This window comes from Sphingomonas sp. (assembly GCF_013816785.1).
GTDB lineage: Bacteria > Pseudomonadota > Alphaproteobacteria > Sphingomonadales > Sphingomonadaceae > Sphingomicrobium.
On the sequence record NZ_JACDDV010000020.1, the window covers coordinates 10,576 to 33,872 of the forward strand.

Here is a 23,297-nt window from a genome sequence, read left to right on the forward strand (position 1 = left end):
ATGCCCGTCTACACCGCCCCCGTCCGCGAGACGAAATATGTCCTCGATCATATCGTCGAGCTCGGCCGGTTCGACAATCTTCCGGCCTTTGCCAACGCGTCCAGCGACATCGTCGAGGCAATCCTGGAGGAAGGTGGCCGCTTTGCCGCCGAGGTGCTGGCGCCGCTCAACCGGGTCGGCGATGAGGAAGGCTGCACCCTCCACGACGACGGGTCGGTGACCACGCCGACCGGGTTCAAGCAGGCCTATCGCCAGTTCTGCGAAGGCGGCTGGACCACGCTCAGCGTGCCCGAGGAATATGGCGGGCAGGGCCTCCCCCAGGTGCTGGCGACCGCGGTTACCGAATATATTTTGTCGGCCAACCACAGCTTCGAAATGTACCAGGGCCTGACCGCGGGTGCGATCGCTTCGCTGCTGGTCAAGGGGACCGAGGAGCAAAAGCGCACCTACGTGCCGAAGATGGTCGCTGGTACCTGGACGGGGACGATGAACCTGACCGAGCCGCACTGCGGCACCGACCTCGGCCTGCTCAAGACCAAGGCCGAGCCCCAGGCCGATGGAAGCTACGCGGTTACGGGAACCAAAATCTTCATCTCCTCGGGCGAGCATGACCTCGCCGAGAACATCATTCACCTGGTCCTCGCCAAGATCGTGGGCGCGCCCGACAACGTCAAAGGCATCTCCCTGTTCGTGGTGCCCAAGTTCCTGGTCAACGACGACGGGTCGCTGGGCGAGCGCAATGGCGTTAGCTGTGGGTCGATCGAACATAAGATGGGTATCCACGGCAATTCGACCTGCGTCATGAATTATGATGGCGCCAAGGGCTGGCTGGTCGGCGAGGCCGAGAAGGGGCTGGCCGCGATGTTCATCATGATGAACGCGGCGCGACTGGGCGTCGGACTTCAGGGGCTGGCACAGGGCGAGGTCGCCTACCAGAATGCGGTCGCCTACGCGAAGGATCGCCGGCAGGGCCGGGCGCTCAAGCCCGAGGATCGGGATCCCGACGCAAAAGCCGACAATTTGTTCGCCCATCCCGACGTCCGCCGCATGCTGATGGAAGGCAAGGCCTTCAACGAGGCGGCGCGGGCGTTCGTGCTATGGGGTGCGTTGCAGGTCGACCTGTCGCGCAAGGCACAGACCGAGGAGGAGCGGATCGCCGCCGACGATCTCATCTCTCTACTGACCCCGGTGATCAAGGGCTATCTAACCGACCGCGGCTTCGAGGTAGCGGTCAATGCCCAGCAGGTATTTGGCGGCCACGGCTATATCCGCGAGTGGGGCATGGAGCAGTTCGTGCGTGATGCCCGCATCGCCCAGATTTACGAAGGCACCAACGGCGTCCAGGCGATGGATCTCGTCGGGCGCAAGCTCGGCAAGGACGGCGGCCGCGCGGCCCGCGCCTTCTTCGAATTGCTCGGCCGTGACATTGCCGAAGCTCGCGCTGCCGGCGATCCCGGCGGACTCGCCGAGCCCCTAGATAAAGCCGTTCAGGACTTGCAGGCCGCGACCATGTGGCTGGCGCAAAATGGCATGGCCGATCCGAACAATGCCGGGGCTGGCGCCTACGCCTACATGCAGCTGATGGGGCTCGTCGCCCTGGGGTGGATGTGGCTCAAGATGGCTGGCGTTTCGGCGCGGCTCAAGGATCAGGCCGGAGAGGACAAGGCCTTCCACGGGGCCAAGCTGATTACCGCGCGCTATTTCGCGGAGCGGGAACTGGTCGCGGCGCCGACCCTCAGGCGCAAGGTCGAGGCCGGGGCGGAAAGCCTGATGGCGTTGCCGGTAGAGGCTTTCTAACTGGCCGCTTTCTCGACGTACCATGGGCGGAGCATCGTTACGTCGTTGGCCCGGCGTTGCTTGGCCGCGAGCCGCGACAGGTCGAACTGATCGTCGAAGCGCAGGCCGACCTTGCCGGGTTGGGCCCACACAACCTTGCCGACCACCGGGCCGACTCCGACGATATCGATCGCCATGCTGGTGCCGGGGCTAAGCGGTTGCGCGCACTCGACCAGAGCACCTTGGGCAGAAATGTTGCGCAGTTTAATCTCGACGACCTGCCCGTCGATTGCGGCGACGGCGCGGCGCATCAGGCGGTGGCGCGGTTCGCGAACGCATTGGAACCCATCGGCTTCAACCGTCACGCTGTTGGCGAGTTCGCGCGCCGCCTCGGCATTGGTCGGCCGGCCGAAGATATAGCCTTGGACCTGGCTCACCCCAAGCTCCCGGATGAGGGCTAAATCATCGTGCGTTTCGACGCCCTCGGCGGTCGTATCCATGTCCAGGCTCTCGGCCAGCGTGACGATTGCGCGGATGATCGCACCGTTGCGCTTGGTCTGCGATGCCGCGCCGCGGACGAAGCTTTGGTCGATCTTGATCTTGTCGAATGGCGCCTTCTTGAGGTAGCCAAGCGACGAGTAGCCGGTCCCGAAATCATCGAGCGCCAGGCGGACGCCCAGCGCCTTAAGGCGGGCGAATGTACCGTCGGTGGCATCGCTGTCGACCAGGAATACGCCCTCGGTAATCTCGAGTTCAAGCCGGACCGGCGTCACCCCGGATTCGGTCAGCGCTGCTGAGATTGTATCGACGATGTGCGGATCGTTGAACTGGATCGGGGACAGGTTGACCGCGATCCGTACCAGTTCGGGCCAATGACTCGCCTCGGCCAGTGCCTGCTGGAGGACGAACAGCCCGATCTTGCCGATCATGCCGCATTCCTCGGCGAGCGGGATGAATTTCTCGGGCGAGATGGCGCCGCGAACTGGATGGTTCCACCGCACCAGCGCCTCGAACCCGCTGATTTCCTCACTCGCGGCGCGGACGATCGGTTGATAGGCGACCCATAGTTCGCCGCGATCGAGTGCCTGGCGGAGGTCGTTTTCGAGCACTTGGCGGTCGGATGCTTCGCTATGCATCGACGCTTCGTAGAAGCAATGCTTGCCGCGACCGTCGGCCTTGGCAGCATAAAGCGCGAGATCGGCGTTGCGGATCAAACTGTCGGCGCAGGCGCGGCCCGGATCGCCGATGGCGATGCCGACCGATGCACCGATCACCACGCGGTGCCCCTCGATCATGTAGGGCCGCGAGACCTGCTCGATCAGCGTCCGGGCGAGGCTTTCCAGCAGCCCGGTTTCGACCGCGCCCGGAAGCACCGCCTTGAACTCGTCGCCGCCCAGCCGTCCGACCTGGCCATGGTCGCCCATCACGCTGATCAGCCGTTGTCCGACCTGGCGCAGTAACGCATCGCCGACCGGGTGGCCAAGCGTATCGTTGACGTTCTTGAATCGGTCGAGATCGATCAGGAACAGCGTGCAGCCTTTCTGCCGGCTTGACGCGTTTCGCAGGGCCTCTTCTAACGTCTTGCGCATCAGCGCTCGGTTGGGCAGCCCGGTCAGCGAGTCAAAGCGCGCTAGCCGGCTGATTTCCTGTTCGGAGCGACGCTGCTCGGTCAGATCGGTGCCGATGCCGCGAAAACCCAGGAAGCGGCCCTGCTGGTCGAACAGCGGATTGCCCGACAACGACCAGTGGATGTCCTCGTCGCTCGCCGCGCGGACGACAACGTCACTGAACGGGAAGCGGGCCGACAAGTGGAAGCCGAGGGTCCGCTCCTCGCGGAGGTTGTCGGTCGCGTTGTCGACGGACAGCAGGTCGGTGAACTGGCGGCCCAGCAACTCCTCGGCCTCGACCTTGAAGTCGTCAGCCAATTGCTGCGACACATAGGAAAGCGTGCTTTGCGAATTGGTTTCCCAGAACCAGCCGCGGCCACTGTTCTCGAACTCGTCGACGAACTGCAACGCCTTGCGCGCCTGCGCCTCCAACCGCAGCCGCATCCGACTGTTGGCGATGACGGTGCGCGCGCTGGCGACCGAATAGGCGATGTTGATCAGCGCAAGGAAAGCGATGCCCGCCAGGACCTGGGGCGCGCGCGACACGGCGAGCGCACCGGTCATCGCCACCAAGGCATTGATGATGGCCACCGGCGGCGACGAGATCGAGACGATCGTGGCCGCGCTTAGGCCGGCGCCGAACGCCAGGGCGATAAAGCTCGCGTCGGCCAGGTGCTGATTCGAGTTCAGTGCCAACCCGAAGCCCATCCATAGCGCGCCGCTGATCCCGATATATGCACATAGCGCCAAGGACACCGTGCGCGGCGAGATGCCGAATTTCTCGCGATAGCGCATCGCGACGAAGACAATCGAGTCGAGCAGCAGCACGATCGCGACCGGCAGGAGCGGATTGGCCAGGCTTGGGACCGCGGCCGCAGTAGGATGGAGCAGCGCGCAGGCCAGGCCCCACACGAGATGGGTCGCGCCGAGCAGCGCCGGCGCATGGTCGAAAATGGCAATGCGCGTTGACGCCAGATTCTCGTCGTCGTCGTTTTCGGGGGTTCTGAGGTCGAACGTCAGCGCGTCATTGATCGACGCCTTGTCGTTGATCCCCTCTTCGAATGAGACGGCAAACCTCGCCCTACGCATTATCTCCGATGCTCCCTTCGGCGAGGGATTAACCTCAAAGGATTAACGGAGGATCAAACGAACAGCGTGTGCCGCCCGTTAAGCATCTTCCCCGGGCAGGAAGTCGGGCACGGATAAATAGCGCTCGCCCGAATCATAGTTGAAGGTTAAAATTCGCGGTTTCGGACCGAGTTCAGGCAGTTTCTTGGCGATCCCAGCTAAGGCCGCTCCGGACGAGATGCCGATCAGCATGCCCTCTTCTCGCGCCGCCCGCCGCGCCATTTCCTTGGCTTCGTCAGCATCGACGTCGATCACGCCGTCGAGCGCCTCCCGATCGAGGATCGAGGGGATGAAATTGGCCCCCAGGCCCTGGATCGGGTGCGGGCCGGGCTTGCCGCCGTTGAGAATCGGCGAAAGCGCCGGCTCGACCGCGAACACTTTGAAATCCGGCCATTCCTTCTTCAGGACTTGGGCGAGCGCGGTGATGTGACCGCCGGTGCCGACCCCGGTGATCAGCGCGTCGAGCGGGCGGTCGGCGAAGTCGGCCAGCACTTCCTGAGCGGTGGTCCGGCGATGAACCTCGACGTTGGCGAGATTGTCGAATTGCTGGGGCATCCAGCTGCCCGGGGTTTGGGCGACCAGTTCCTCGGCCCGCTCGACCGCGCCTTTCATTCCCTTCGCGCGATCGGTCAGGTCGAATTTAGCGCCATAGGCGAGCATTAGCCGCCGGCGCTCGATCGACATGCTGTCGGGCATCACGAGAATGAGCGGGTAGCCCTTGACCGCGGCGACCATTGCCAGGCCGATGCCGGTATTGCCGCTGGTCGGCTCGATAATCGTCCCGCCGGGCTTGAGCGCGCCCGATTTTTCCGCGTCCTCGACCATGGCGAGCGCGATGCGGTCCTTGATCGAGGCGCCCGGGTTGGAACGCTCTGACTTAACCCACACTTCGGCCTTGTCTCCGAACAAGCGGTTTAGGCGGATGTGCGGCGTGTTGCCGATGGTCTCGAGGATGGTCGCGGCCTTCATGCGGGGGTCTCCTTTGCGCGCGGGGCATCTACATCGGGGGCGTCGAAGCTGGTTGCAAGGCGCAATTGCGGGAATTTCCAAGCCCAGATGGCGACTACAGCAATGGCGCCGATTCCGCCGCCGACGACGGCGATTACCGGCCCCACCAGCGCGGCGAGGAACCCGCTTTCGGCCTCGCCCAACTCGTTGGAGGCGGAGATGAACAGCGTCGAGACGGCGCCGACCCGCCCGCGCATCGCATCGGGCGTGTAGAGCTGGATCAGCGATTGGCGGACATAGACCGACAGCATGTCGGCGGCTCCGAGCAGCGCCAGGCAGGCAAGGCTTAGGGTCATGTTGCGAGACAGGCCGAAGACAATCGTCGCCGCGCCGAACACCGCGACGGCGATCAGCATCTTGACCCCGACGTTGGTCTTGAGCGGTCGGAACGCGAACCAGGCCGCGGTCAGCGTCGCGCCCAGCGCGGGGGCGGCGCGGAGGTGGCCGAGGCCCTCAGGCCCGGCGTGAAGAATATCGCGCGCGAAGATCGGCAGCATCGCGGTCGCGCCGCCGAGGAGGACCGCGAACAGATCGAGGCTGATTGCGCCGAGGACGAGGCGGTTGTGACGAACATAGCGCAAGCCCTCGCCGACTTGAGTCCAGGGGCTTGCGGTCGACGGCGCGGGGCGATCAACCGGGCCGATGCGCAGCAGGCCGATCAGTGAGATGGCGAACAACAATGTGCTGCCGACGTAGGGCAGGGCGGGGCCGGCGGCATAAAGATAACCGCCGATCGCGGGGCCCACTACGGTGCCCGATTGCCAGGCGATCGACGACAGCGCGATCGCGTTGGGCAGGATCGCGCGGGGCACGAGGTTGGGCGCGAGCGCGCCGAGCGCCGGTCCGGCGAAGGCGCGGGCTACCCCGAGCAGGGCGGCGATGGCGTACAGCCAGCCAAGGCTCATCGCGCCCTGCCAGGCGATGACGGCCAGCGTCGCGGCGCAGGCCAGTTCCAGCGCGACGGCGGCCCGCGCGACGAAGCGCCGGTCGACATGATCGGCGACCCAGCCGGCGACCAGACTGAGGCAGAACAGGGGCACGAACTGGACCACGCCGATTAGGCCGAGGCGCAGCGCGGCGGCATTGACGTCCATCGTTTGGCGGGCGATGTCGTAGACCTGCCAGCCGATGACGATGACCATCGCCATCTGCGCGATGGTGGCGGCCAGCCGCGCGACCCAGTAGGACCGAAAGGCGGGGATGCGCAGCGGGTCGGGGATCAGGGCCATGGAGCGCGCGGTAGCGGCGCGTTTCCTACGGCGCAACAATGCGGAATTTGCTGGTTGCCGTCGTCACGACGGTGTCGGCGGGGCCGCTCGACGGGAGTGATTGAGCATGAATAAATCGGGATTTTTGCTGGCGGCCGCGGCCGTTGCGCTTACCGCCGCGGCACTTGCGGGATGCAAGGTTTCGACCGCGCCGGACAATGGCCAGGCCGCTGAAGCCGCCGGGCCCGCGTCGTCCGAGTGGAAATCGTTCGTCAACAGCTACATCGACACCACTTTCAAGGCCGCTCCGCAGTTCGGCGCGGTCTCCGGGCGGCATGAATTCGACGGCAAGCTGCCCGACTGGAGCCAGGCCGGGATCGACGTCGAAAAGATGCGGCTACGCGGCGCGATCGACGCTGCGGGCAAGTTCACTGACGACAAGTTGGGGAAGACCGAGCGGTTCGAACGCGACTATCTGATCGCGCAGGCGCGCGGCGCGCTGTTCTGGATGGACACCGCCGATCAGCCTCACACCAACCCCGCCTATTATGCCAATTCGCTCGACCCGTCGGTCTATGTCGTGGTGCCTTACGCCCCGCCGCCGGTCCGGATGAAGGCCTATACCGCCTATCTGAAGGCGATCCCCGGCGCGGCGCAGGCCATCCGCGCCAACATCCGCTCGCCGATGCCGTTGAGCTTCGTCAACTATGCCAAGAGCGCGTTCGGCGGATATGCCGAATATTACCCGGGCGACGGGCTGAAGGCGTTCGCCGGAGTCGGGTCGGACGTCGAGCAGGCCGACCTCAAATCCGCCTCGACCGAGGCGGCGGCGGCGATGAAGGGGCTGGCCGACTGGGCCGAATCGCAGCGCGCCGGCGCCGGGACCAACTTCGCGCTCGGGGCGGCCAAGTTCCAGCAGATGCTCCACGATACCGAATTGGTCGACACGCCGATCGCCGAGCTGCAACGGATCGGGCAAGCGGATTTGAAGTCCAACCAGGATCTGCTCCGCGCGGCGTGCGGCCGGTTTGCGGCTGGCGCCACTATCCCGGCCTGCGTCGACAAGATGAACATCAACAAGCCGGCGGGCGGCGCGGTCGCCGCGGCCCGATTGCAGTTGGCGGAGCTCAAGCAATTCGTTGCCGACAAGGACATCGTCACCATCCCCGGAACCGAAGAGGCCAAGGTCGAGGAAGCGCCGCCCTACAACCGGCAGAATTTTGCCTACATCAACATCCCCGGGCCGTATGAGAAGAACCTGCCGTCGGTCTATTACATCGCCCCGCCGGATCCGACCTGGACCAAGGCGGTGCAAGACGGGTTCGTGCCGGGCAAGGCCGATTTGTTGTTCACTTCGGCCCATGAAGTGTGGCCGGGCCACTTCCTCAATTTCCTCCACGCCAACCGCTCGCCGTTTCTGTTCGGGCGGGTGTTCGTCGGCTACGCCTTCGCCGAAGGGTGGGCGCATTACACCGAGGAGATGATGCGCGTGAAGGGCGTCGGCGGCGGTACCGACGAGACAATGATCGGGCAATTGTCCAATGCCCTACTGCGCGATTGCCGCTTTTTGAGCGCGATCGGCATGCATTCGGGGACGATGACCCAGGATCAAAGCTACACCATGTTCCGCGATCAATGTTTCCAGGACGAGGGTAACGCCAAACAGCAGGCGGCGCGCGGCACTTACGACCCGGCCTATCTCAACTACACCATGGGCAAGCTGATGATCCGCAAGCTTCGCGACGACTGGGTCGCGACGCGTGGTGGGGAGAAGGCGTGGAAAGGCTTCCACGACCAGTTCCTGAGCTACGGCGGCCCGCCGATCCCACTGGTCCGCCAGCAGATGCTGGGCGGCGAAGCAAAGGCGGTGTTCTAAGAACGGCTAACACTGGTCCAAGCGGGTCTGACTAGTTGCGGCATCGGGATGGCGCTGCGTTGTTCGCTGCCGCTGGTGACATTCGCGGTAAGGAATTCGCTGACGTCCTTGATCAGTCGTTCCTTGTCGGTCGCGAACAAGCGGTGGGCCGAGCCGTCATATTCGATCAGCCTGGCGCCCTCGATCGCTTTGGCGGACTCGCGGCCGGTGGCGTCGATCGGGACCGTCTTGTCGGCGGTGCCGTAGATGACCAACGTCGGTACGTTGAAGCTGGCGAGGTCGGGCCGGAAATCGGTCATCGCAAACGCCTGAGCAGCGCCAAGTGTCGGGCGAAGGCCGGCCAACAACGCCTGGCGCTGGAAATCGCCAAGGACCGCCCGGCAAATCGCTCCGTCGCCGGACCATCGATCGGGGCCGGCGCTTGAGCGGTGTTACGCTTCGCATTAGGGAGCGCGTCCGGCGCGGGTTCTGCGTCTGTCATGAAGTGTGTCATTTGTCGAAGCTAGCCGAACAAAATTATCTCGCGGCCATCGGAGAGGCCGGCAAGGACCATGTCCTGGCCAAGCCATTCGAAGATCCCGGATGCGGTTCGAACCTGGCGTCGATCGGGACGATTATGACGCTCCTCCCCGAACCGCCGGGACGGATCCTCGACATGGGGTGCGGCGGCGCCTGGACCAGCATCTTCTTCGCCAAGCGCGGCTATGAAGTGGTAGGGCAGGATATCAGTCAGGACATGATCGATCTCGCCAGGCAGAATCAGGCGCAGCAATATGTCGATGAACGGCTGTCGTTCGTGTGTCGCGATTATGAGGAAACCGACGCTCATGAAGAGTTCGACGCGGTGGTGTTCTTCGATTGCCTTCATCACGCCGACGACGAGCGCGCCGCGCTGGCAAGCGCCTATCGGGCGTTGAAGCCCGGTGGCGTGGTTATCACCCACGAGCCTGGCGAAGGTCATTCGATCGCACCCGGGTCGATCGAGGCGATGGAGCTATACGGTGTGTCGGAACGCGACATGCCGCCGCACCTCATCATTGGCCACGGCAAGGACATCGGCTTTAAAAAGAGCCGCATCTACCCGATGCAGGACGCGCTGCTGGATATCTTATATCGCCAGCCAATTCCGCCCCGCTACAGCAAGGCGGGCCGATGGCGCGCGAAATGGGTGCTCGATGCTGCCTTCCGTCCGTCGGATCGGTTCAGTGCGATCGTCGTAATGACCAAATAGAGAAGCTCGCGCGTCGGCCGTGCTGCGCTTTCCACCAGCGCCTTCGCCGGATAGAGCTTTATCCGCGATGGCAAAACTGAAATCCCGATACGTGTGCCAGGCCTGCGGGTCGGAGCAGCACCGCTGGCAGGGCCAATGCCCCGATTGCGCCGAATGGAACACGCTGGTCCAGGAGGGCGCGGCGGCGACGGTCTTTTCGGCGAAGCACAATTTGCAGGGCGGGGGTCGGGCGATCGAGCTGGTCGGCTTGAACGCGGCGGTGGCGCTGCCCGACCGGCTGCGCAGCGGGATCGATGAGTTCGACCGCGCGGTTGGCGGCGGAATCGTCCCTGGATCGGCGTTGCTGCTCGGCGGCGATCCGGGCATCGGCAAATCGACCCTGCTGCTCCAGGTCGCGGCGACGCTGGCGAGCGAGGGGCGGCAGGTGGTCTATGTTTCGGGCGAGGAAGCGGCCGACCAGGTCCGGTTGCGCGCGATCCGTCTGGGGCTGGGCGGGGCGCCGGTGCGGCTGGCGGCCGCGACCTCGGTGCGCGACATCTTGACCACCATCGGCAGCGGCGAGCCGCCGGCGCTGCTGGTAATCGATTCGATCCAGACGATGCACAGCGACCTGATCGAGGGCGCGCCCGGCACCGTCAGCCAGGTCCGCGCCTCGGCGCAGGAGCTGGTGCGCTTTGCCAAGGAACGCGGCACCGCGGTGATCCTGGTCGGCCATGTCACCAAGGACGGGACCATCGCCGGCCCGCGCGTGCTCGAGCATATGGTCGACACGGTGCTCGGCTTCGAGGGCGAGCGCAGCCACCAGTATCGTATCCTCCGCGCCGCCAAGAATCGCTTCGGCGGGACCGACGAGATCGGCGTTTTTGCGATGGAAGGCGCTGGCCTCAAGCAGGTGCCCAACCCGTCGGTGCTGTTCCTCACGCAACGCGGCGAGGCGGTCAGCGGGACCAGCGTGTTCCCGGCGCTGGAAGGAACGCGACCGGTGCTGGTCGAGATACAGGCGCTGGTCGTGCGGCTGGCGAGCGGGGCGACGCCGCGGCGAGCGGCGGTCGGCTGGGACTCGGGGCGGTTGGCGATGATATTGGCGGTGCTCGAAGCGCGATGCGGGCTGAGCTTCGCCACGGCGGAAGTTTATCTCAATGTCGCCGGCGGCTACCGTCTGACCGATCCGGCGGCCGACTTGGCGGTGGCCGCGGCGCTGGTGTCGGCGCTTGCCGAGCGACCAGTGCCGCAGGAAGCGGTGATCATGGGCGAGATCGCGCTGTCGGGCGAAGTGCGCCCAGTCGCGCATGCCGCGCTGAGGCTCAAGGAATCGTCCAAGCTCGGCTTCGAGCGCGGTTGGGTACCGGCGGGAAGCGAAGGCCCCGGCGGCATAGCGCTGACCCGATTTGCTCGGCTTGGTGAACTGGTCGACCAGCTGCTCGGCCGCTAAGGGCTGGCGCGGGACCTAACGGGACGCTAGCCGAAGCCCACCATGACCGCGCTCGACATCTTCGTTATCCTGCTGCTCGGCGGCGCCGCGCTGGTCGGGTTCGTGCGCGGGTTCACCCATGAAGTGCTGGCTCTGCTCGCCTGGGTCGCGGGTATCGCGGTCTTGAAGCTGTTCCACGCGCCGCTGCAAGAGCGGCTGGCCGGCCCGGTCGGGACCGAGACTGGCGCTTCGGCGGTGGCCTTCGCATTGCTGTTTCTGCCGACTTACATCGGGGTCAAGCTGTTCGCCCGTGCGGTCGGCGGCAAGGCGCGGCGATCGGTGCTGGGGCCGATCGACCGGCTACTCGGCGGCGGTTTCGGAATGCTCAAGGGGCTGATCGGCGCGACCCTGTTCTTCCTGATCGCCAATCTTGCCACCGACATGGTCTACGGCACCGACGCCGACCGGCCCGAATGGATGACCAGCAGCCGCACCTATCCGCTGCTCAACGCCGCCGGGCGCGCGGTGGTCGACTGGGTCGAGACACGGCGGCATCCCGGGGTCGCCCTGTGATCCGCCTCTACGACACGATGGCGCGGGAGAAGCGCGAGTTCGTCCCGGCCGACCACAAGCGCATCACCATGTATGTCTGCGGACCGACGGTCTATGGCCGAGCGCACATCGGCAATGCCCGCCCGGCGGTGGTGTTCGACACGCTCCGGCGCTTGCTCGAGCATCAATTTCCGGACTGCGAGGTAATCTACGCCCGCAACGTTACCGACGTTGATGACAAGATTATCGCCTCGGCCGCCGAGGAAGGCGTCGACCCGTCGGTAATCACCGAGCGCTACGAGCGCTTCTACCTCGAAGACATGGGCGCGCTGGGCGTCGTCCCGCCGACGATCGCGCCGCACGCCACCGAGGAAATCCCCGCGATGGTGGCGATGATCGGCGAGCTGATCGCCAAAAATCATGCCTATGAGGCCGAGGGGCATGTCCTCTTCTCGGTCGCGTCGGACGCGGACTATGGCGCGTTAAGCCGCCGCGACCGCGAGGCGATGATCGCCGGGGCTCGCGTGGAGGTCGCGCCGTACAAGCGCGATCCCGCAGACTTCGTGCTGTGGAAGCCGAGCGAGCGCGGCGTGATCGGTTGGGACAGCCCGTGGGGGCGGGGTCGCCCCGGCTGGCACATCGAATGCTCGGCAATGATCCGCGCCCATCTGGGCGAGACGATCGACATTCACGGCGGCGGCCTCGACCTGATCTTTCCGCACCATGAGAATGAAATCGCGCAAAGCCGCTGCGCGCATGGCGGCAAGCCGCTGGCCAACTACTGGGTCCACAACGGCTTCGTCGACATGGGCGCGGAGAAAATGTCGAAGAGCCTGGGCAATGTCGTGACGATCGATCAGTTGCTCGGGGCGGGGCATAAAGGCGAAGTGCTTCGGCTGGCGCTCCTTAGCGCGCATTATCGCTCCCCGCTGCCATGGACCGCCGGGCGCATTTCCAGCTCAGCTCAGTCGTTCGAAGTTTGGAAGCGCAGATTCGGTGACGCGTTCGGTAACAATCACGAAGCGAACGAGGCGGTTGCTCATCCTTCCTCGGCGGATGCGTCGGCTATCGATGGGCTGCGTGATGACCTTAATGTAGCGGAATTCTTTAAGGCTATTCACCGGTTGGCCGACGAAGCAACACATGGCCAATCCGCAATCGCGAGGGCCGATGCGGCTCGCGCGCTGGATTCAAGTTTGCGCCTGATCGGCATCGAAGTTGGCAAGGCGTATCTCGCGACCTTCGAGGACGTCCTCGATGAGCTATTGATTGATCAGAGAATTGCCGATCGCGTCGCGGCCAAAAGCAACCGCGACTTCGCGACCGCGGACCGGATCCGCGACGAGCTCAAGGCCGAAGGCGTGCTGCTTGAAGACGGACCGTCGGGAACGACTTGGCGGCGGGCGTGAAAGCCCTCCCCCTTGATGGGGGAGGGTTGGGTGGGGGTGAGGCTTCCGCCCGTGCCGCACTTCGTAGAACATCACCCCACCCCAACCCCTCCCCATCGAGGGGAGGGGCTTCTATATGACGTCCATGAGCGCACCGCTTTATACTCGCGACATCCTGCGCTTGGCTTCGGCGATCCCGTTCTTGGTGCGGTTCGAGGAAGTGGACGGGGTCGAGCGGCGGTCGCCGACGTGCGGAAGCAGGGTGCGGGCGGCCGTTGAACTTGATGCGGCAGGCCGCGTCGCTTCGTTGTCCCAGGCCGTCGAAGCCTGTGCGTTCGGCCAGGCCTCCGCCTCCCTGATGGGCGCCCACGCTATCGGTAAGGACGCGGGGGAAGCGCGCATCGCCGTTTGGGGCGTTCAGGCATGGCTCGGTGGCGACGATACGGCGGTGACCGCCTGGCCTGGCCTTGCCGCGCTAGAACCGGCGCGGTCGCGGATGGGCCGGCACGGCGCGATCCTGCTCCCGTTCCATGCGCTGCTCGCCGCGATCGAAGCTGCGGCATGACCTCCGCCGCGGAGACCGCCGAGGCGACCAGCGCTCTGCTCGAAGGCGCGGCGATCATGCTCGGCACCGGGCTGGTTTCGGTCATGCTGTTCCGCAAGCTCAAGCTCGGCGCGACGCTGGGGTACATCGTCGGCGGCGCGATCATCGGGCCGCAACTGCTCGGGCTCATTGCCAATCCCGACGACATGGCCAGCTTTACCGAGTTCGGCATCGCGCTGCTGCTGTTCATCGTCGGGCTTGAGCTTCAGCCGAGCCGGCTGTGGCGATTACGCAAGGATATTTTCGGGCTTGGCCTGGCGCAGGTCGTGCTGTGCGGGCTAGCGCTCAGCATCTTCATCCAGTTGGCGCTCGGCATCACCCCTGAGGCCGCGCTGGCGATCGGCCTGCCACTCGGCCTGTCGTCGACCGCGCAGGTGCTGCCGATGCTGCGATCGGACGGCGACCTGAATTCGCCGCAGGGCGAGCGCGCTTTCTCGATCCTGCTGTTCCAGGACCTGTCGATCGTCCCGTTGATCACCATCGTCGCCGCTATGTCGCGGGTGCCGCCCGACCCGAGCGCGCCGGGCGGGGTGACGCTGGCGCTCTACACGATCGGCGCCGTTGGTGGGCTGGTGCTGGCGGGCAGGCTGGTTTTCAACCCGCTGTTCCGGCTGATCGGCCGGCTCGGCGAGCGCGAGTTGTTCGTCGTCGCCGGGCTGTTCACCGTGGTTGCCGCCTCGGCGCTGATGCATGTGCTCGGCCTGTCGGTCGCTCTGGGAGCATTCGTGGCGGGCGTGATGCTGGCCGAATCGCCCTACCGGCATGAGCTGGAGAGCGATGTCGAGCCGTTCCGATCGATCCTGCTCGGCCTGTTCTTCCTTTCGGTCGGCATGATGCTCGATCTCGGCACGATCGCCCAACGGCCGCTGTTCGTGATCGGAATCGCGCTCGCGGTGATCGTTGTTAAGGGGCTGATCATCGCCGGACTCGCTCGCAGCTTCGGCAACAGCTGGCCGCGCAGCGTCAGGCTCGGGCTATTGCTCAGCCAGGCCGGCGAGTTTGGGTTCGTCCTGTTTGCTCAGGCGAACGCGGCGCAATTGATCACGCCCGAAGCGACGTCGCTGTTTGGCGCGGTAGTGACTCTGTCGATGGCCTCGACCCCGTTCCTGATGCGGTTCACCGACTGGCTCGAGCGACGCGACGAGCGCGGCGGTGATGGTCTCGACGGGCCGGATAAATCGCCCGAGACCAGCGTGATCGTTGTCGGTTACGGCCGCTTCGGACAGACCGTCGCTCAGATGCTGATGGCCAAGGGCGTCGGCGTCACGCTGATCGACTTCGAAGCCGAGATGATCGAGACCGCCGGGGAGTTCGGAACCAAAGTCTATTATGGCGACGGGATGCGGCTCGACTTACTGCGACTCGCGGGGGCGGAGACCGCAAGGGCGATCCTGTTCTGCAACGACAACAAGGACGACGCGCTGAGCCGCGAGGCGCTCGGCCGAGTGCTCGATGCCTTTCCGCAGGCGGCCGTGCTGGTCCGCGCTTATGACCGGCGCCACCTCATCTCTCTGAAGAGCCTCGACCTTGCCTTCGCTCAGCGCGAGATGTTCGAAAGCGCGGTGACGATGGGCCGCGCAGCATTGAAGGCCGTTGGCGTCGAAACGGCCGAGATCGATCGGGTCGAGGGGGAATATCGGCTGCGCGACTGCGACCGGCTCGAACGGCAACGCGCGACCGGGGACTTGCACGCAGGACAGGAGAGGGCGTTCGGCCCCGACAACGCGCTTTCCGGCGAGGCCTAGCGGTCGAGGTACGCCGCCAGGCGCGCTCGATCCACCGACCGGTCGACGAACGCACGGCCGACGCCATGGGCCAGCACCAGCACGAGTTGGCCGCTGGCGTTCTTCTTATCGCGCGCCATCCACTCAATCAGCCGCCCGCCTCGCCCCGACAGGCCAACCTCGCCGAGCTGAGTCGGAAGGCCCATCGTACCAAGGTGGCTGACGACCCGTGCCGCGTCGGTAGCCGGGCAATGGCCGAGCTCGGCCGACAGGCGGAACGCGAGCGCCATGCCAAGCGCCACCGCCTCGCCATGGAGCAGCGCGCCGATCCCGGCCTCGCTTTCGATGGCATGTCCGAAGCTATGACCGAGGTTGAGCAGCGCGCGCTGGCCGTTCCGATCTTCGACGTCGGCGGCAACGATTCGCGCCTTGGCCCGAATCGCGGTTTCAATGGCATGGTTGCGCAGGTCACAATGCCCGGCGAGCACCCCGCGCCCCTCCGCTTCGCACCATGCGAAGAAGGCGGGATCGTCAATCAGCCCATATTTGACGACCTCGGCATAGCCCGACCTGAGCTGGCGCGGGTCGAGCGTGTCAAGCAGTGCGGGATCGACGATCACCAACGCCGGCTGGTGGAATGCGCCGATCAGGTTTTTTTCGCCGAACGCATCGATCGCGGTCTTGCCGCCGATTGCGCTGTCTGCCTGTGAAAGGAGCGTGGTCGGGATATGGACTATCGGGCAGCCGCGCTTAAACAGCGCGGCGGCGAGCCCTGCGACATCGCCGACGGCGCCGCCGCCCAGCGCGACGATCGGCGTGTCGCGGCCGACGTTGCGCTCGGCAAGCTGCTCCATCAACCGGTGAAGTGTCGCCCAGTCCTTGGCCGCCTCGCCCTCGGGCAACAGGATCGGCGCGGTTCCGAGTGCGGTGGCAAGACGGTCGCCGTGAAGCGCGAAGACGCGCGGCTCGCTGACCATGACCGCCCGCCCGCCAAGCCCGGCTACGCGTTCGATCCCGGCCTCGACCGGCCCGATCAACACATCATAACCGCGTGGCGGAGTTTCGACTCTAACGACCGTCATGCCGCCAAACGCTTGCGAAGCTCCGCGACGATCGCCTCCACGACATCGCCGTGCGCGCCATCGGCCCTGGTGCGCACATGAATCTGCGCTTCGGCGTAGAAGGCTCGTCTCTCGCCGTCGAGGCGGGCCAGCGTCGCGGCGCGATCGCCCGTCTTGAGCAGCGGGCGGTTGTCGCGCCGCCCGGTGCGCTCGGCCAGCACGTCGATCGGCGCATCGAGCCAGACGGTGATCGCACGCTCGTTCAGCAACATTCGCGTGCGCGGGTCGACAAACGCGCCGCCGCCCGTGGCGATGACCCGCACATCGCCTTCGACCAGCCGCGCTACCAGCCGCCGCTCGCCATCGCGGAAATCAACTTCGCCAAAACGCTCGAACAGGTCGGCGGTAGATGCGCCCGACGCTTCCTCGATGGCAATGTCGCTGTCGACGAACGGCAGGCCGAGCCGGCGGGCAAGGCGTCGGCCAACGGTCGACTTGCCCGCGCCCATCAGGCCGACGAGCACGATCGGCCGGTCGAGAAGGTCGGTCAGTTTTTGCACGTGACGCGGTTATTCATTTGGCCGGGGCTATACATAAGGGCGCAAGGTCGGGCAAAAGCCTTTCCAATCCACCATCCAACCCGGAGCCGCCATGCGAGGCATGATATTATTGTTCGTCATCCTCCTCCTGTTGATCGGTGGCCTGGTCCTGCTGTCGCGCAGCACCGGCGAAGTGCCGGTCAAGACGATCGAGACCAATGTGACCGGTAATGCAGCGGCGAACTAGGCAGCTTCTGGCGGGCGGCGCGGCGCTGGCGATAGCTTTGTCGCTGCCGGCAATCGCGCAGGACCGACCCGAATCGATCCTACCGCCGGGCTTCGGCGACCCGACCCCTGCGACGCCGGCGCCAACGCCGACGCCAACGCCATCGCCCGCAGCACCGACGCCAATCACCGGCCCAAGCGAAGGGGCCGGGGTCGAGGTGGTCGACACACTTTCTCCGGCCGAGGCGCTGGAGGTTGCCGAGCCGGTGCCCCAGGTCGAATTTCCTGCCTTCTCGCGGCGCGATCCAGGCCTCGCCGGAACCCTCGATCCGGTCGCGCTGCGTCTTGGCGCGCTGCCTTGGGGCCAGGCGAGCGGCCAATCGCTCGGCATCCTCATGCGGCGCATGGACACGCCGCTCGCCTCGCGGTGGGCTCACATCGCCCTGCGCAACGCGCTGCTGGCCCAGGCCCCGGCGCCCTTCGGTGTCAATCCGATCGACTGGGCCGCTGAGCGCACGTGGTTGCTGCTCAGGATGGGCGAAGCCGATGCCGCGCGGCTACTCGTCGCGGCGGTCGACAGCGACCGCTACACCGGCAATATGAGCCAGGTCGCGCTGCAATCGGCGCTGGCCAGCAGTGACCCGTCGGCAATGTGCCCGCTCGAAACGTCACTGTCCAAGGTCGAACCGCGCGTCGCGCCTTTGGTCACTGCGATTTGCGCCTCGCTGTCGGGCGAAGCCGAGCGCGCCGCCGCCGACATTGAAGCCACTCGCCGCCGCGGCCGGCTCGGCGGGATCGATTTGACGCTGGCCGACAAGGTTGTCGGGGCAGGCGCCGCGACGGCGCGCGCGGTGACCATCGAGTGGGAACCGGTCGATCGCCTGAACGCCTGGCGCTACGGCCTTTCGACTGCGACCGCGATGATGCCGCCCGAGCGGCTGATGACCTCGGCCAGCCTGCAGACCCAGGCCTGGTTCGCCCGCGCGCCGATGTTTTCGGCGACGCAGCGTTTGCCCGCCGCGCGGATTGCCGCGGCGCTCGGCGTCTTTTCGAGCGAGGCGCTGATCGACCTTTACGCCGCCCACTATGACGCAACCGATCCCGACGCGCTCGGCCAAAGCGATGGCTGGCAACTTCGGCTCGCGTTCATCGGCAAGGATCAGGACGCACGGCTGGCGGCCATGCGCCGTTTGTGGGGCAAGGCAAAGTCACCGTTCGATCGGGTTGCGGCCAACGTCCTCTTGGCACGCCCGGCGCGGCGGATCGTGCCGAGCGCCGATCTTGAGGCAGATGCGCCCGAGTTGGTGGCCGCACTGCTTGCCGGCGGTTTCGACCGCGAGGCGGGCCGCTGGGCACGCGTCGTCGGTGAGTTCGACGATCCGGCCAACGACAAGGTCTGGGCAATGCTGGCGCTGGGCGCGCCCGACGTCGCCGACCTCGGAATCAGCGCCAGCCGGATCGAGGATTTCGCCGACAACGATGTTAGCAAGGGGAAGCAGCGCACCGCGCTGCTCGTTGCCGGCCTGGCGGGGCTGGGGCGGATCGATTCGCGGACCGCCGGTCGGCTGAGCGCGACCTACAAGCTTGGGCTCGGCGCGCAGACCAGTTGGACCCGGCTGATCGACGGGGCGATGCAGCGCCGTCAGGCGGGCACCGCCACCGTGCTGGCGGCGAGCGGTCTGCAAGGCCGCCAATTCGACGAAGTTGGCGCGCTCTATCTGTTCCACTCGGTCAACGCGATGCGCGGCACCGGCCAGGATTACCTGGCGCGGATGATTGCCGCCGAGGCACTGGCGCGCACGTGAAGCCCGAAGATCGGGCGCTGGTCGACCGGTTCTGCGAAATGTTGGCGGCCGAAGCGGGCGCATCGCGCAACACCCTTCTCGCCTATCGTCGCGACCTCGACGCCGCGGCCCAGACGCTCACCTCGCTTGAAACGGCGGCGAGCGACGATCTCAGCCGCCTAGGCGCGGCCTGGTCCGAACTCGCGCCCTCGACCGTCGCCCGCCGTTCGGCGGCGCTGCGCCGCTTCTACGGCTTTCTGTTCGACGAGGCGCTGCGCCCCGACGATCCGTCCGGGGCGCTGCCGCGGCCCAGCCTGCAGCGTCCGTTGCCGCGCATCCTCGACGCCGACGAGGTCGAGGCAATCTTCGCGGCCGTCGAGGACAAGGCGGCAAGCGGCGAACCGCTGGCCGTGCGCAACCTCGCGTTGATCGAACTGCTCTACGGCTCCGGGTTGCGCGCGACCGAGCTGGTATCGTTGCCCCGCCGCGCGGTGCGACCGGGCCAGCCGTTCCTGATGCTACGCGGCAAGGGCGACAAGGAGCGGCTGGTGCCGGTGTCGGCCCGGGCCACCGAGGCGGTCGCCCAATGGACCGTGCATGTTCCGCCGTCGAGCGCATGGCTGTTCCCGTCGGGCAAGGCGCACTTGAGCCGGGTACGCCTGTTCCAGCTGGTGAGGGCCATGGCCGGCGAAGCGGGGATCGCACCCGACCGGGTCAGCCCGCACGTGCTGCGCCACGCCTTTGCCACCCACCTCCTGGCGGGCGGGGCCGACTTGCGCGTGCTGCAGACGTTGCTCGGTCATGCCGACATCGCCACCACCCAGATCTATACCCATGTCGATGCCGCGCGGCTGGTCGAGCTGGTCAACGCTCGCCATCCGCTGGCGACCGATCCTCGTTGACGAGTCCGACCCCGCCGCTTACCCCGCGCCGCCAATGCTGACCTATCTCGAATTTGAAAAACCGATCGCCGCGCTGGACACGCGCATCAGCGAACTACGCGCGACGGCAAGCGCGGGCGAAATCGACATCGACAGCGAAGTGTCGAAGCTGGAGGCCAAGTCGGCCAAGCTGCTGCGCGAGACCTATGCCCGGCTGACGCCGTGGCAGAAGACGCTGGTCGCGCGCCATCCCGAGCGTCCGCATTTCAACCATTATGTCGCCGGCCTGACCGAGGATTTCATGCCGCTGTCCGGCGACCGCGCCTTTGCCGATGACCCCGCAATCATCGGCGGGCTGGCGCGGATAGACGGCCGTCGGGTGATGCTAATCGGTCATGAAAAGGGCGACGATACGGCCAGCCGCCTCAAGCATAATTTCGGCATGGCCAAGCCCGAGGGCTATCGCAAGGCGACCCGCCTGATGCGCCTCGCCGACCGCTTCGGCCTGCCGGTGGTCAGCCTGGTCGATACGTCGGGGGCCTTTCCCGGTGTCCAGGCTGAGGAGCGCGGGCAGGCGGAAGCTATCGCTCGGTCGACCGAAACTTGCCTTGAGCTCGGCGTGCCGCTGATCGCCGCAGTGGTGGGCGAAGGCGGATCGGGCGGCGCGGTGGCGATTGCCGCCGCCAATCGCGTGCTGATGCTTGAACATGCAGTCTATTCGGTGATTTCGCCCGAAGGCTGCGCCTCAATCCTGTGGCGCACGGCGGACAAGGCCGGCGAGGCCGCAGAGGCCATGAAGATTACCGCCGCCGATCTCAACTCGCTCGGCGTGGTCGACCGGATCGTGCCCGAACCGCTTGGCGGCGCACACCGCGATCCGACCGCTGCGATCGCCAGTCTTAAAGGGGCGGTAGTCGAAGAGTTGGACGGGCTTTCTAGGCTTGATCGGCGCCAGCTGCTCGAACAGCGCAGGGCCAAATTCCTCGCCATCGGTTAGGCCTGCGTCCACGGAACATCGCCGCGCTTGTCCCGTTCATCGACACGTAATCCGGGAGAGTGAATGGTGAAGAGCATGCGTTTCCCCCTGGCCCTACTGGCGTCGAGCGCCCTGGTCATCACGTCCGCCGACGCTCAGCAGGCCCAGTCGCTTAGTCCGCGCGATGTTCAGGAAGCGGCCAAGCAGCACCCTGAAATCGTCGCCGAGTTCGGCGGTGCGGAGACCGGCCCGCGCGCGGCTTATGTTGAAGGCGTCGGGCGGCGCGTCGCCGCCTTTTCCGGAACCGCCAACGCGGGACAGGTCTATCGTTTCACGACCCTCAACAGCGCGGTCGAGAATGCGTTCGCGGTGCCCGGCGGCTATGTCTACATCACCCGACAGCTGATGGGCATCATGAACGACGAGGCCGAGCTGGCATTCGTCGTCGGACACGAAACCGGTCACATCGCCGCCAATCACGCGCAGGCGAGGAAGGCGGCGTCGCAGAATAATTCAATCCTGGGCGTGCTCGGTGCCGTGCTCGGCGCAGTGGTTGGCAATAATGCGTTCGGCAACGTCATCGCTCAAAGCGCGCAGCAATTCTCCAAGCTTCGCACGCTAAGCTTCTCGCGCAATCAGGAATATCAGGCCGACGTGCTGGGCATCCGCTATATTTCGCAGGCGGGTTATGACCCCAACGCGGGCGCCAGCATGCTGACCCAACTGACCCGCGAGTCGGCGCTGGAGGCGCGGGTCCAAGGGGACACAAACCGCTCGGCCCCGGAATGGGCGAGCACCCACCCGCTCAGTCAAAACCGCGTCACCCAGGCGTCGCAGGCCGCTCGTCAAACCGGGCGCGCCGGCAGCGGGCTTCGCAACCGGGACGCCTTCCTCGCGCAACTCGACGGCGTGATGATGGACGACGACCCGGCCCAGGGCGTGATCGACGGCCGGACCTTCACTCACCCCGACCTGCGCCTGCAATTTATAGTCCCGACCGGCTATCTGATGCAGAACAGCAGCAGCGCAGTGTCGATCGAAGGATCTGCCGGGCAGGCGCAATTTTCCGGGGGGCGGTTCGACGGCAATATCCAGACCTATATCGGGCAAGTGCTGCAGCAACTGACCGGCGGCCAGGCGCAGATCGCGCTCGGCCCGCTGCAACAGACCAACGTCAACGGCCTCCCCGCGACCTACGTCACCGGGCGCGCCAACACCTCGTCGGGGGCAGTGGACGTCAGCGTGTTCGCCTATCAGTGGGATGCCAAGACCGCCTACCATTTCGTCGCGCTGACCCAGGCGGGGCAGGGTCTGGCGCCGTTCGCTACGATGGTCAATTCGCTGCGCCGAATCACCACCGCCGAGGCCTCGGCAATCCGGCCCAAGGTCATCGACGTGGTGACGGTAGGCAGGGCCGACACGATCCAGTCACTGGCGAACCGAATGGCGTATCGCGACTATAAGCTGGATCGTTTCCTGGTGCTCAACGGGCTGACGACCGGTAGCCGCCTGGCGCCCGGGCAGAAAGTCAAGCTGGTCGTCTACGGATCTCGGGGCGGCTGAACCGACGATTACATTGAGTCGTCGATCTTCGTGTCAAGCTTGCCCCACATTCCACCGGAACCGCCGCCGAGCGCGGCCAGCGCGCCCATGATGGCGACGATGATCAGCGCGGCGATCAACCCATATTCAATCACGGTCGCGCCGCGCTTGTCCGAGCGAAGCTTGCGACCGTTGGTCCGGGGAGCGTCCACGCCACCCTCCTTCTGGTCTGGTCCACCTTGCCGGATTACGGGCAAAGCCGTTAAGAATTGATGGGCCGAACGAGTTAATTTGGCGCTTGCCGGATTGCGGGGGACCAGGCGAGGAAGTGGAGAATTTCGATCACTTCCTCGGTTCTTCCGCCGTCGCCCAGGCCGGAGAAGCTGGCCGCCGCTCGATTGAATGCGGATCGGGACAGGGGTGGCGGACGCTCGACCAGCTGCCCCGTCGCGGCCACCGCACGCAAGTCCCGGACCAGATCGGCGAGCCGCGCGTAGGTGAGACGGACTCGGTCGACATCGACCACGGGCATCGCGAATCCGGTAGCCGATAGCAGCCCGGCCAGGGCTCTCGCCTCGATCCGCGGATGGGTGCGCATCGCGATGCGGCCTCCCGGCCGGTCGGCCGCGATTAGCGCCGCGCGCAGGGCTGCCAGGCTGTTGCCTCCGGCCAGGGCGCCAAAAATAGGGGCATCGGGCCGCAGCGAGCGGCGGATCAGCTGCAGGGCGAGCGGCAGGTCGTTGACCGTGTCGAGCGTGCCGACCGCCAGGCACAGG

At 65.9% G+C, this 23,297-nt stretch carries 20 protein-coding genes and 1 pseudogene; 13 read left to right on the plus strand and 8 right to left on the minus strand.

Features of this window, described 5'->3' with window-relative positions:
* Positions 1-1,797 carry an acyl-CoA dehydrogenase C-terminal domain-containing protein gene (locus H0W65_RS05965; protein WP_294005187.1) on the plus strand — a complete coding sequence of 599 codons (1,797 nt, stop codon included), beginning with the start codon at positions 1-3 and terminating at the stop codon, positions 1,795-1,797.
* Here the strand turns inward: H0W65_RS05965 and H0W65_RS05970 are convergent.
* From H0W65_RS05970 to H0W65_RS05980, 3 genes are all read right to left on the minus strand, one after another.
* A complete protein-coding gene (locus H0W65_RS05970; RefSeq protein WP_294005189.1) occupies positions 1,794-4,472 on the minus strand; it encodes an EAL domain-containing protein in 2,679 nt (892 codons plus the stop codon). The two genes, H0W65_RS05965 and H0W65_RS05970, sit on opposite strands and share 4 nt — an antisense overlap.
* A gap of 78 nt (positions 4,473-4,550) precedes the next feature.
* Positions 4,551-5,480: a cysteine synthase A gene (gene cysK, locus H0W65_RS05975; RefSeq protein ID WP_294005193.1), complete on the minus strand. Its 930-nt coding sequence runs from the start codon at positions 5,478-5,480 to the stop codon at positions 4,551-4,553.
* The gene (locus H0W65_RS05980) at positions 5,477-6,748 is read right to left on the minus strand and encodes an MFS transporter (RefSeq protein WP_294005196.1); all 1,272 of its coding nucleotides are present in this window, start codon (positions 6,746-6,748) and stop codon (positions 5,477-5,479) included. Before H0W65_RS05980 ends, cysK begins: the two co-directional genes overlap by 4 nt.
* Positions 6,749-6,854: 106 nt before the next feature.
* On the opposite strand from H0W65_RS05980, the gene H0W65_RS05985 reads away from it, so the two are divergent.
* On the plus strand, positions 6,855-8,603 hold the full coding sequence (locus H0W65_RS05985) for a DUF885 domain-containing protein (RefSeq protein ID WP_294005199.1): 1,749 nt from the start codon (positions 6,855-6,857) through the stop codon (positions 8,601-8,603).
* On the opposite strand, the gene H0W65_RS05990 is transcribed toward H0W65_RS05985, so the two are convergent.
* Positions 8,600-8,902: an alpha/beta hydrolase gene (locus H0W65_RS05990; RefSeq protein ID WP_294005201.1), complete on the minus strand. Its 303-nt coding sequence runs from the start codon at positions 8,900-8,902 to the stop codon at positions 8,600-8,602. The genes H0W65_RS05985 and H0W65_RS05990 overlap by 4 nt on opposite strands.
* 185 nt (positions 8,903-9,087) lie before the next feature.
* Here H0W65_RS05990 and H0W65_RS05995 point away from each other — a divergent pair, with 185 nt between their 5' ends.
* The 6 genes from H0W65_RS05995 (at position 9,088) to H0W65_RS06020 (ending at position 15,534) form a co-directional block, all read left to right on the plus strand.
* Positions 9,088-9,834, plus strand: a complete 747-nt coding sequence (locus tag H0W65_RS05995) for a bifunctional 2-polyprenyl-6-hydroxyphenol methylase/3-demethylubiquinol 3-O-methyltransferase UbiG (protein ID WP_294005239.1) — start codon at positions 9,088-9,090, stop codon at positions 9,832-9,834.
* Positions 9,835-9,901: 67 nt separating this feature from the next.
* Positions 9,902-11,266, plus strand: coding sequence for a DNA repair protein RadA (gene radA / locus H0W65_RS06000; protein WP_294005204.1), 1,365 nt, complete (start codon positions 9,902-9,904; stop codon positions 11,264-11,266).
* Positions 11,267-11,308: 42 nt separating this feature from the next.
* A complete protein-coding gene (locus H0W65_RS06005) occupies positions 11,309-11,818 on the plus strand; it encodes a CvpA family protein (protein ID WP_294005207.1) in 510 nt (169 codons plus the stop codon).
* Positions 11,815-13,206, plus strand: coding sequence for a cysteine--tRNA ligase (cysS, locus tag H0W65_RS06010; protein WP_294005209.1), 1,392 nt, complete (start codon positions 11,815-11,817; stop codon positions 13,204-13,206). The genes H0W65_RS06005 and cysS overlap by 4 nt, the downstream gene beginning before the upstream one ends.
* Before the next feature lie 124 nt (positions 13,207-13,330).
* The gene (locus tag H0W65_RS06015) at positions 13,331-13,750 is read left to right on the plus strand and encodes an iron-sulfur cluster assembly scaffold protein (protein ID WP_294005212.1); all 420 of its coding nucleotides are present in this window, start codon (positions 13,331-13,333) and stop codon (positions 13,748-13,750) included.
* Positions 13,747-15,534: a cation:proton antiporter gene (locus H0W65_RS06020; protein ID WP_294005215.1), complete on the plus strand. Its 1,788-nt coding sequence runs from the start codon at positions 13,747-13,749 to the stop codon at positions 15,532-15,534. Before H0W65_RS06015 ends, H0W65_RS06020 begins: the two co-directional genes overlap by 4 nt.
* Here the strand turns inward: H0W65_RS06020 and aroB are convergent.
* Positions 15,531-16,595, minus strand: a complete 1,065-nt coding sequence (aroB, locus tag H0W65_RS06025) for a 3-dehydroquinate synthase (protein ID WP_294005218.1) — start codon at positions 16,593-16,595, stop codon at positions 15,531-15,533. The genes H0W65_RS06020 and aroB overlap by 4 nt on opposite strands.
* Positions 16,592-17,134 (minus strand): shikimate kinase, encoded by a 543-nt coding sequence (locus tag H0W65_RS06030; protein WP_294005221.1) that lies wholly within the window; start codon positions 17,132-17,134, stop codon positions 16,592-16,594. The genes aroB and H0W65_RS06030 overlap by 4 nt, the downstream gene beginning before the upstream one ends.
* 100 nt (positions 17,135-17,234) lie before the next feature.
* Here H0W65_RS06030 and H0W65_RS06035 point away from each other — a divergent pair, with 100 nt between their 5' ends.
* The 5 genes from H0W65_RS06035 to H0W65_RS06055 all read left to right on the plus strand — a co-directional run bounded on the left by H0W65_RS06035 (position 17,235) and on the right by H0W65_RS06055 (position 22,542).
* On the plus strand, positions 17,235-17,360 hold the full coding sequence (locus H0W65_RS06035; protein ID WP_294005224.1) for a hypothetical protein: 126 nt from the start codon (positions 17,235-17,237) through the stop codon (positions 17,358-17,360).
* Positions 17,344-19,143 carry a hypothetical protein gene (locus H0W65_RS06040; RefSeq protein WP_294005227.1) on the plus strand — a complete coding sequence of 600 codons (1,800 nt, stop codon included), beginning with the start codon at positions 17,344-17,346 and terminating at the stop codon, positions 19,141-19,143. Before H0W65_RS06035 ends, H0W65_RS06040 begins: the two co-directional genes overlap by 17 nt.
* Positions 19,140-20,024, plus strand: coding sequence for a tyrosine recombinase (locus tag H0W65_RS06045; RefSeq protein ID WP_294005230.1), 885 nt, complete (start codon positions 19,140-19,142; stop codon positions 20,022-20,024). Before H0W65_RS06040 ends, H0W65_RS06045 begins: the two co-directional genes overlap by 4 nt.
* Before the next feature lie 34 nt (positions 20,025-20,058).
* Positions 20,059-21,000, plus strand: coding sequence for an acetyl-CoA carboxylase carboxyltransferase subunit alpha (locus tag H0W65_RS06050; protein ID WP_294005241.1), 942 nt, complete (start codon positions 20,059-20,061; stop codon positions 20,998-21,000).
* A 75-nt stretch (positions 21,001-21,075) separates the two neighbouring features.
* A complete protein-coding gene (locus H0W65_RS06055; protein ID WP_294005233.1) occupies positions 21,076-22,542 on the plus strand; it encodes a M48 family metalloprotease in 1,467 nt (488 codons plus the stop codon).
* Positions 22,543-22,550: 8 nt separating this feature from the next.
* Here H0W65_RS06055 and H0W65_RS06060 read toward each other — a convergent pair whose 3' ends face one another.
* Complete coding sequence (locus H0W65_RS06060) at positions 22,551-22,733, minus strand: Flp family type IVb pilin (RefSeq protein ID WP_294005236.1); 183 nt, start codon at positions 22,731-22,733, stop codon at positions 22,551-22,553.
* A gap of 74 nt (positions 22,734-22,807) precedes the next feature.
* Positions 22,808-23,297 (minus strand): annotated as a pseudogene (locus tag H0W65_RS06065) (SAM-dependent methyltransferase); the annotation flags it as partial.

Coding starts and splice junctions, on each gene's coding strand:
- H0W65_RS05965 (WP_294005187.1), top strand. CDS start 1: ATGCCCGTCTACACCGCCCCCGTCCGCGAGACGAAATATGTCCTCGAT.
- H0W65_RS05970 (WP_294005189.1), bottom strand. CDS start 4,472: ATGCGTAGGGCGAGGTTTGCCGTCTCATTCGAAGAGGGGATCAACGAC.
- cysK (WP_294005193.1), bottom strand. CDS start 5,480: ATGAAGGCCGCGACCATCCTCGAGACCATCGGCAACACGCCGCACATC.
- H0W65_RS05980 (WP_294005196.1), bottom strand. CDS start 6,748: ATGGCCCTGATCCCCGACCCGCTGCGCATCCCCGCCTTTCGGTCCTAC.
- H0W65_RS05985 (WP_294005199.1), top strand. CDS start 6,855: ATGAATAAATCGGGATTTTTGCTGGCGGCCGCGGCCGTTGCGCTTACC.
- H0W65_RS05990 (WP_294005201.1), bottom strand. CDS start 8,902: ATGACCGATTTCCGGCCCGACCTCGCCAGCTTCAACGTACCGACGTTG.
- radA (WP_294005204.1), top strand. CDS start 9,902: ATGGCAAAACTGAAATCCCGATACGTGTGCCAGGCCTGCGGGTCGGAG.
- H0W65_RS06005 (WP_294005207.1), top strand. CDS start 11,309: ATGACCGCGCTCGACATCTTCGTTATCCTGCTGCTCGGCGGCGCCGCG.
- H0W65_RS06015 (WP_294005212.1), top strand. CDS start 13,331: ATGAGCGCACCGCTTTATACTCGCGACATCCTGCGCTTGGCTTCGGCG.
- H0W65_RS06020 (WP_294005215.1), top strand. CDS start 13,747: ATGACCTCCGCCGCGGAGACCGCCGAGGCGACCAGCGCTCTGCTCGAA.
- aroB (WP_294005218.1), bottom strand. CDS start 16,595: ATGACGGTCGTTAGAGTCGAAACTCCGCCACGCGGTTATGATGTGTTG.
- H0W65_RS06035 (WP_294005224.1), top strand. CDS start 17,235: ATGATATTATTGTTCGTCATCCTCCTCCTGTTGATCGGTGGCCTGGTC.
- H0W65_RS06040 (WP_294005227.1), top strand. CDS start 17,344: ATGCAGCGGCGAACTAGGCAGCTTCTGGCGGGCGGCGCGGCGCTGGCG.
- H0W65_RS06050 (WP_294005241.1), top strand. CDS start 20,059: ATGCTGACCTATCTCGAATTTGAAAAACCGATCGCCGCGCTGGACACG.
- H0W65_RS06055 (WP_294005233.1), top strand. CDS start 21,076: ATGCGTTTCCCCCTGGCCCTACTGGCGTCGAGCGCCCTGGTCATCACG.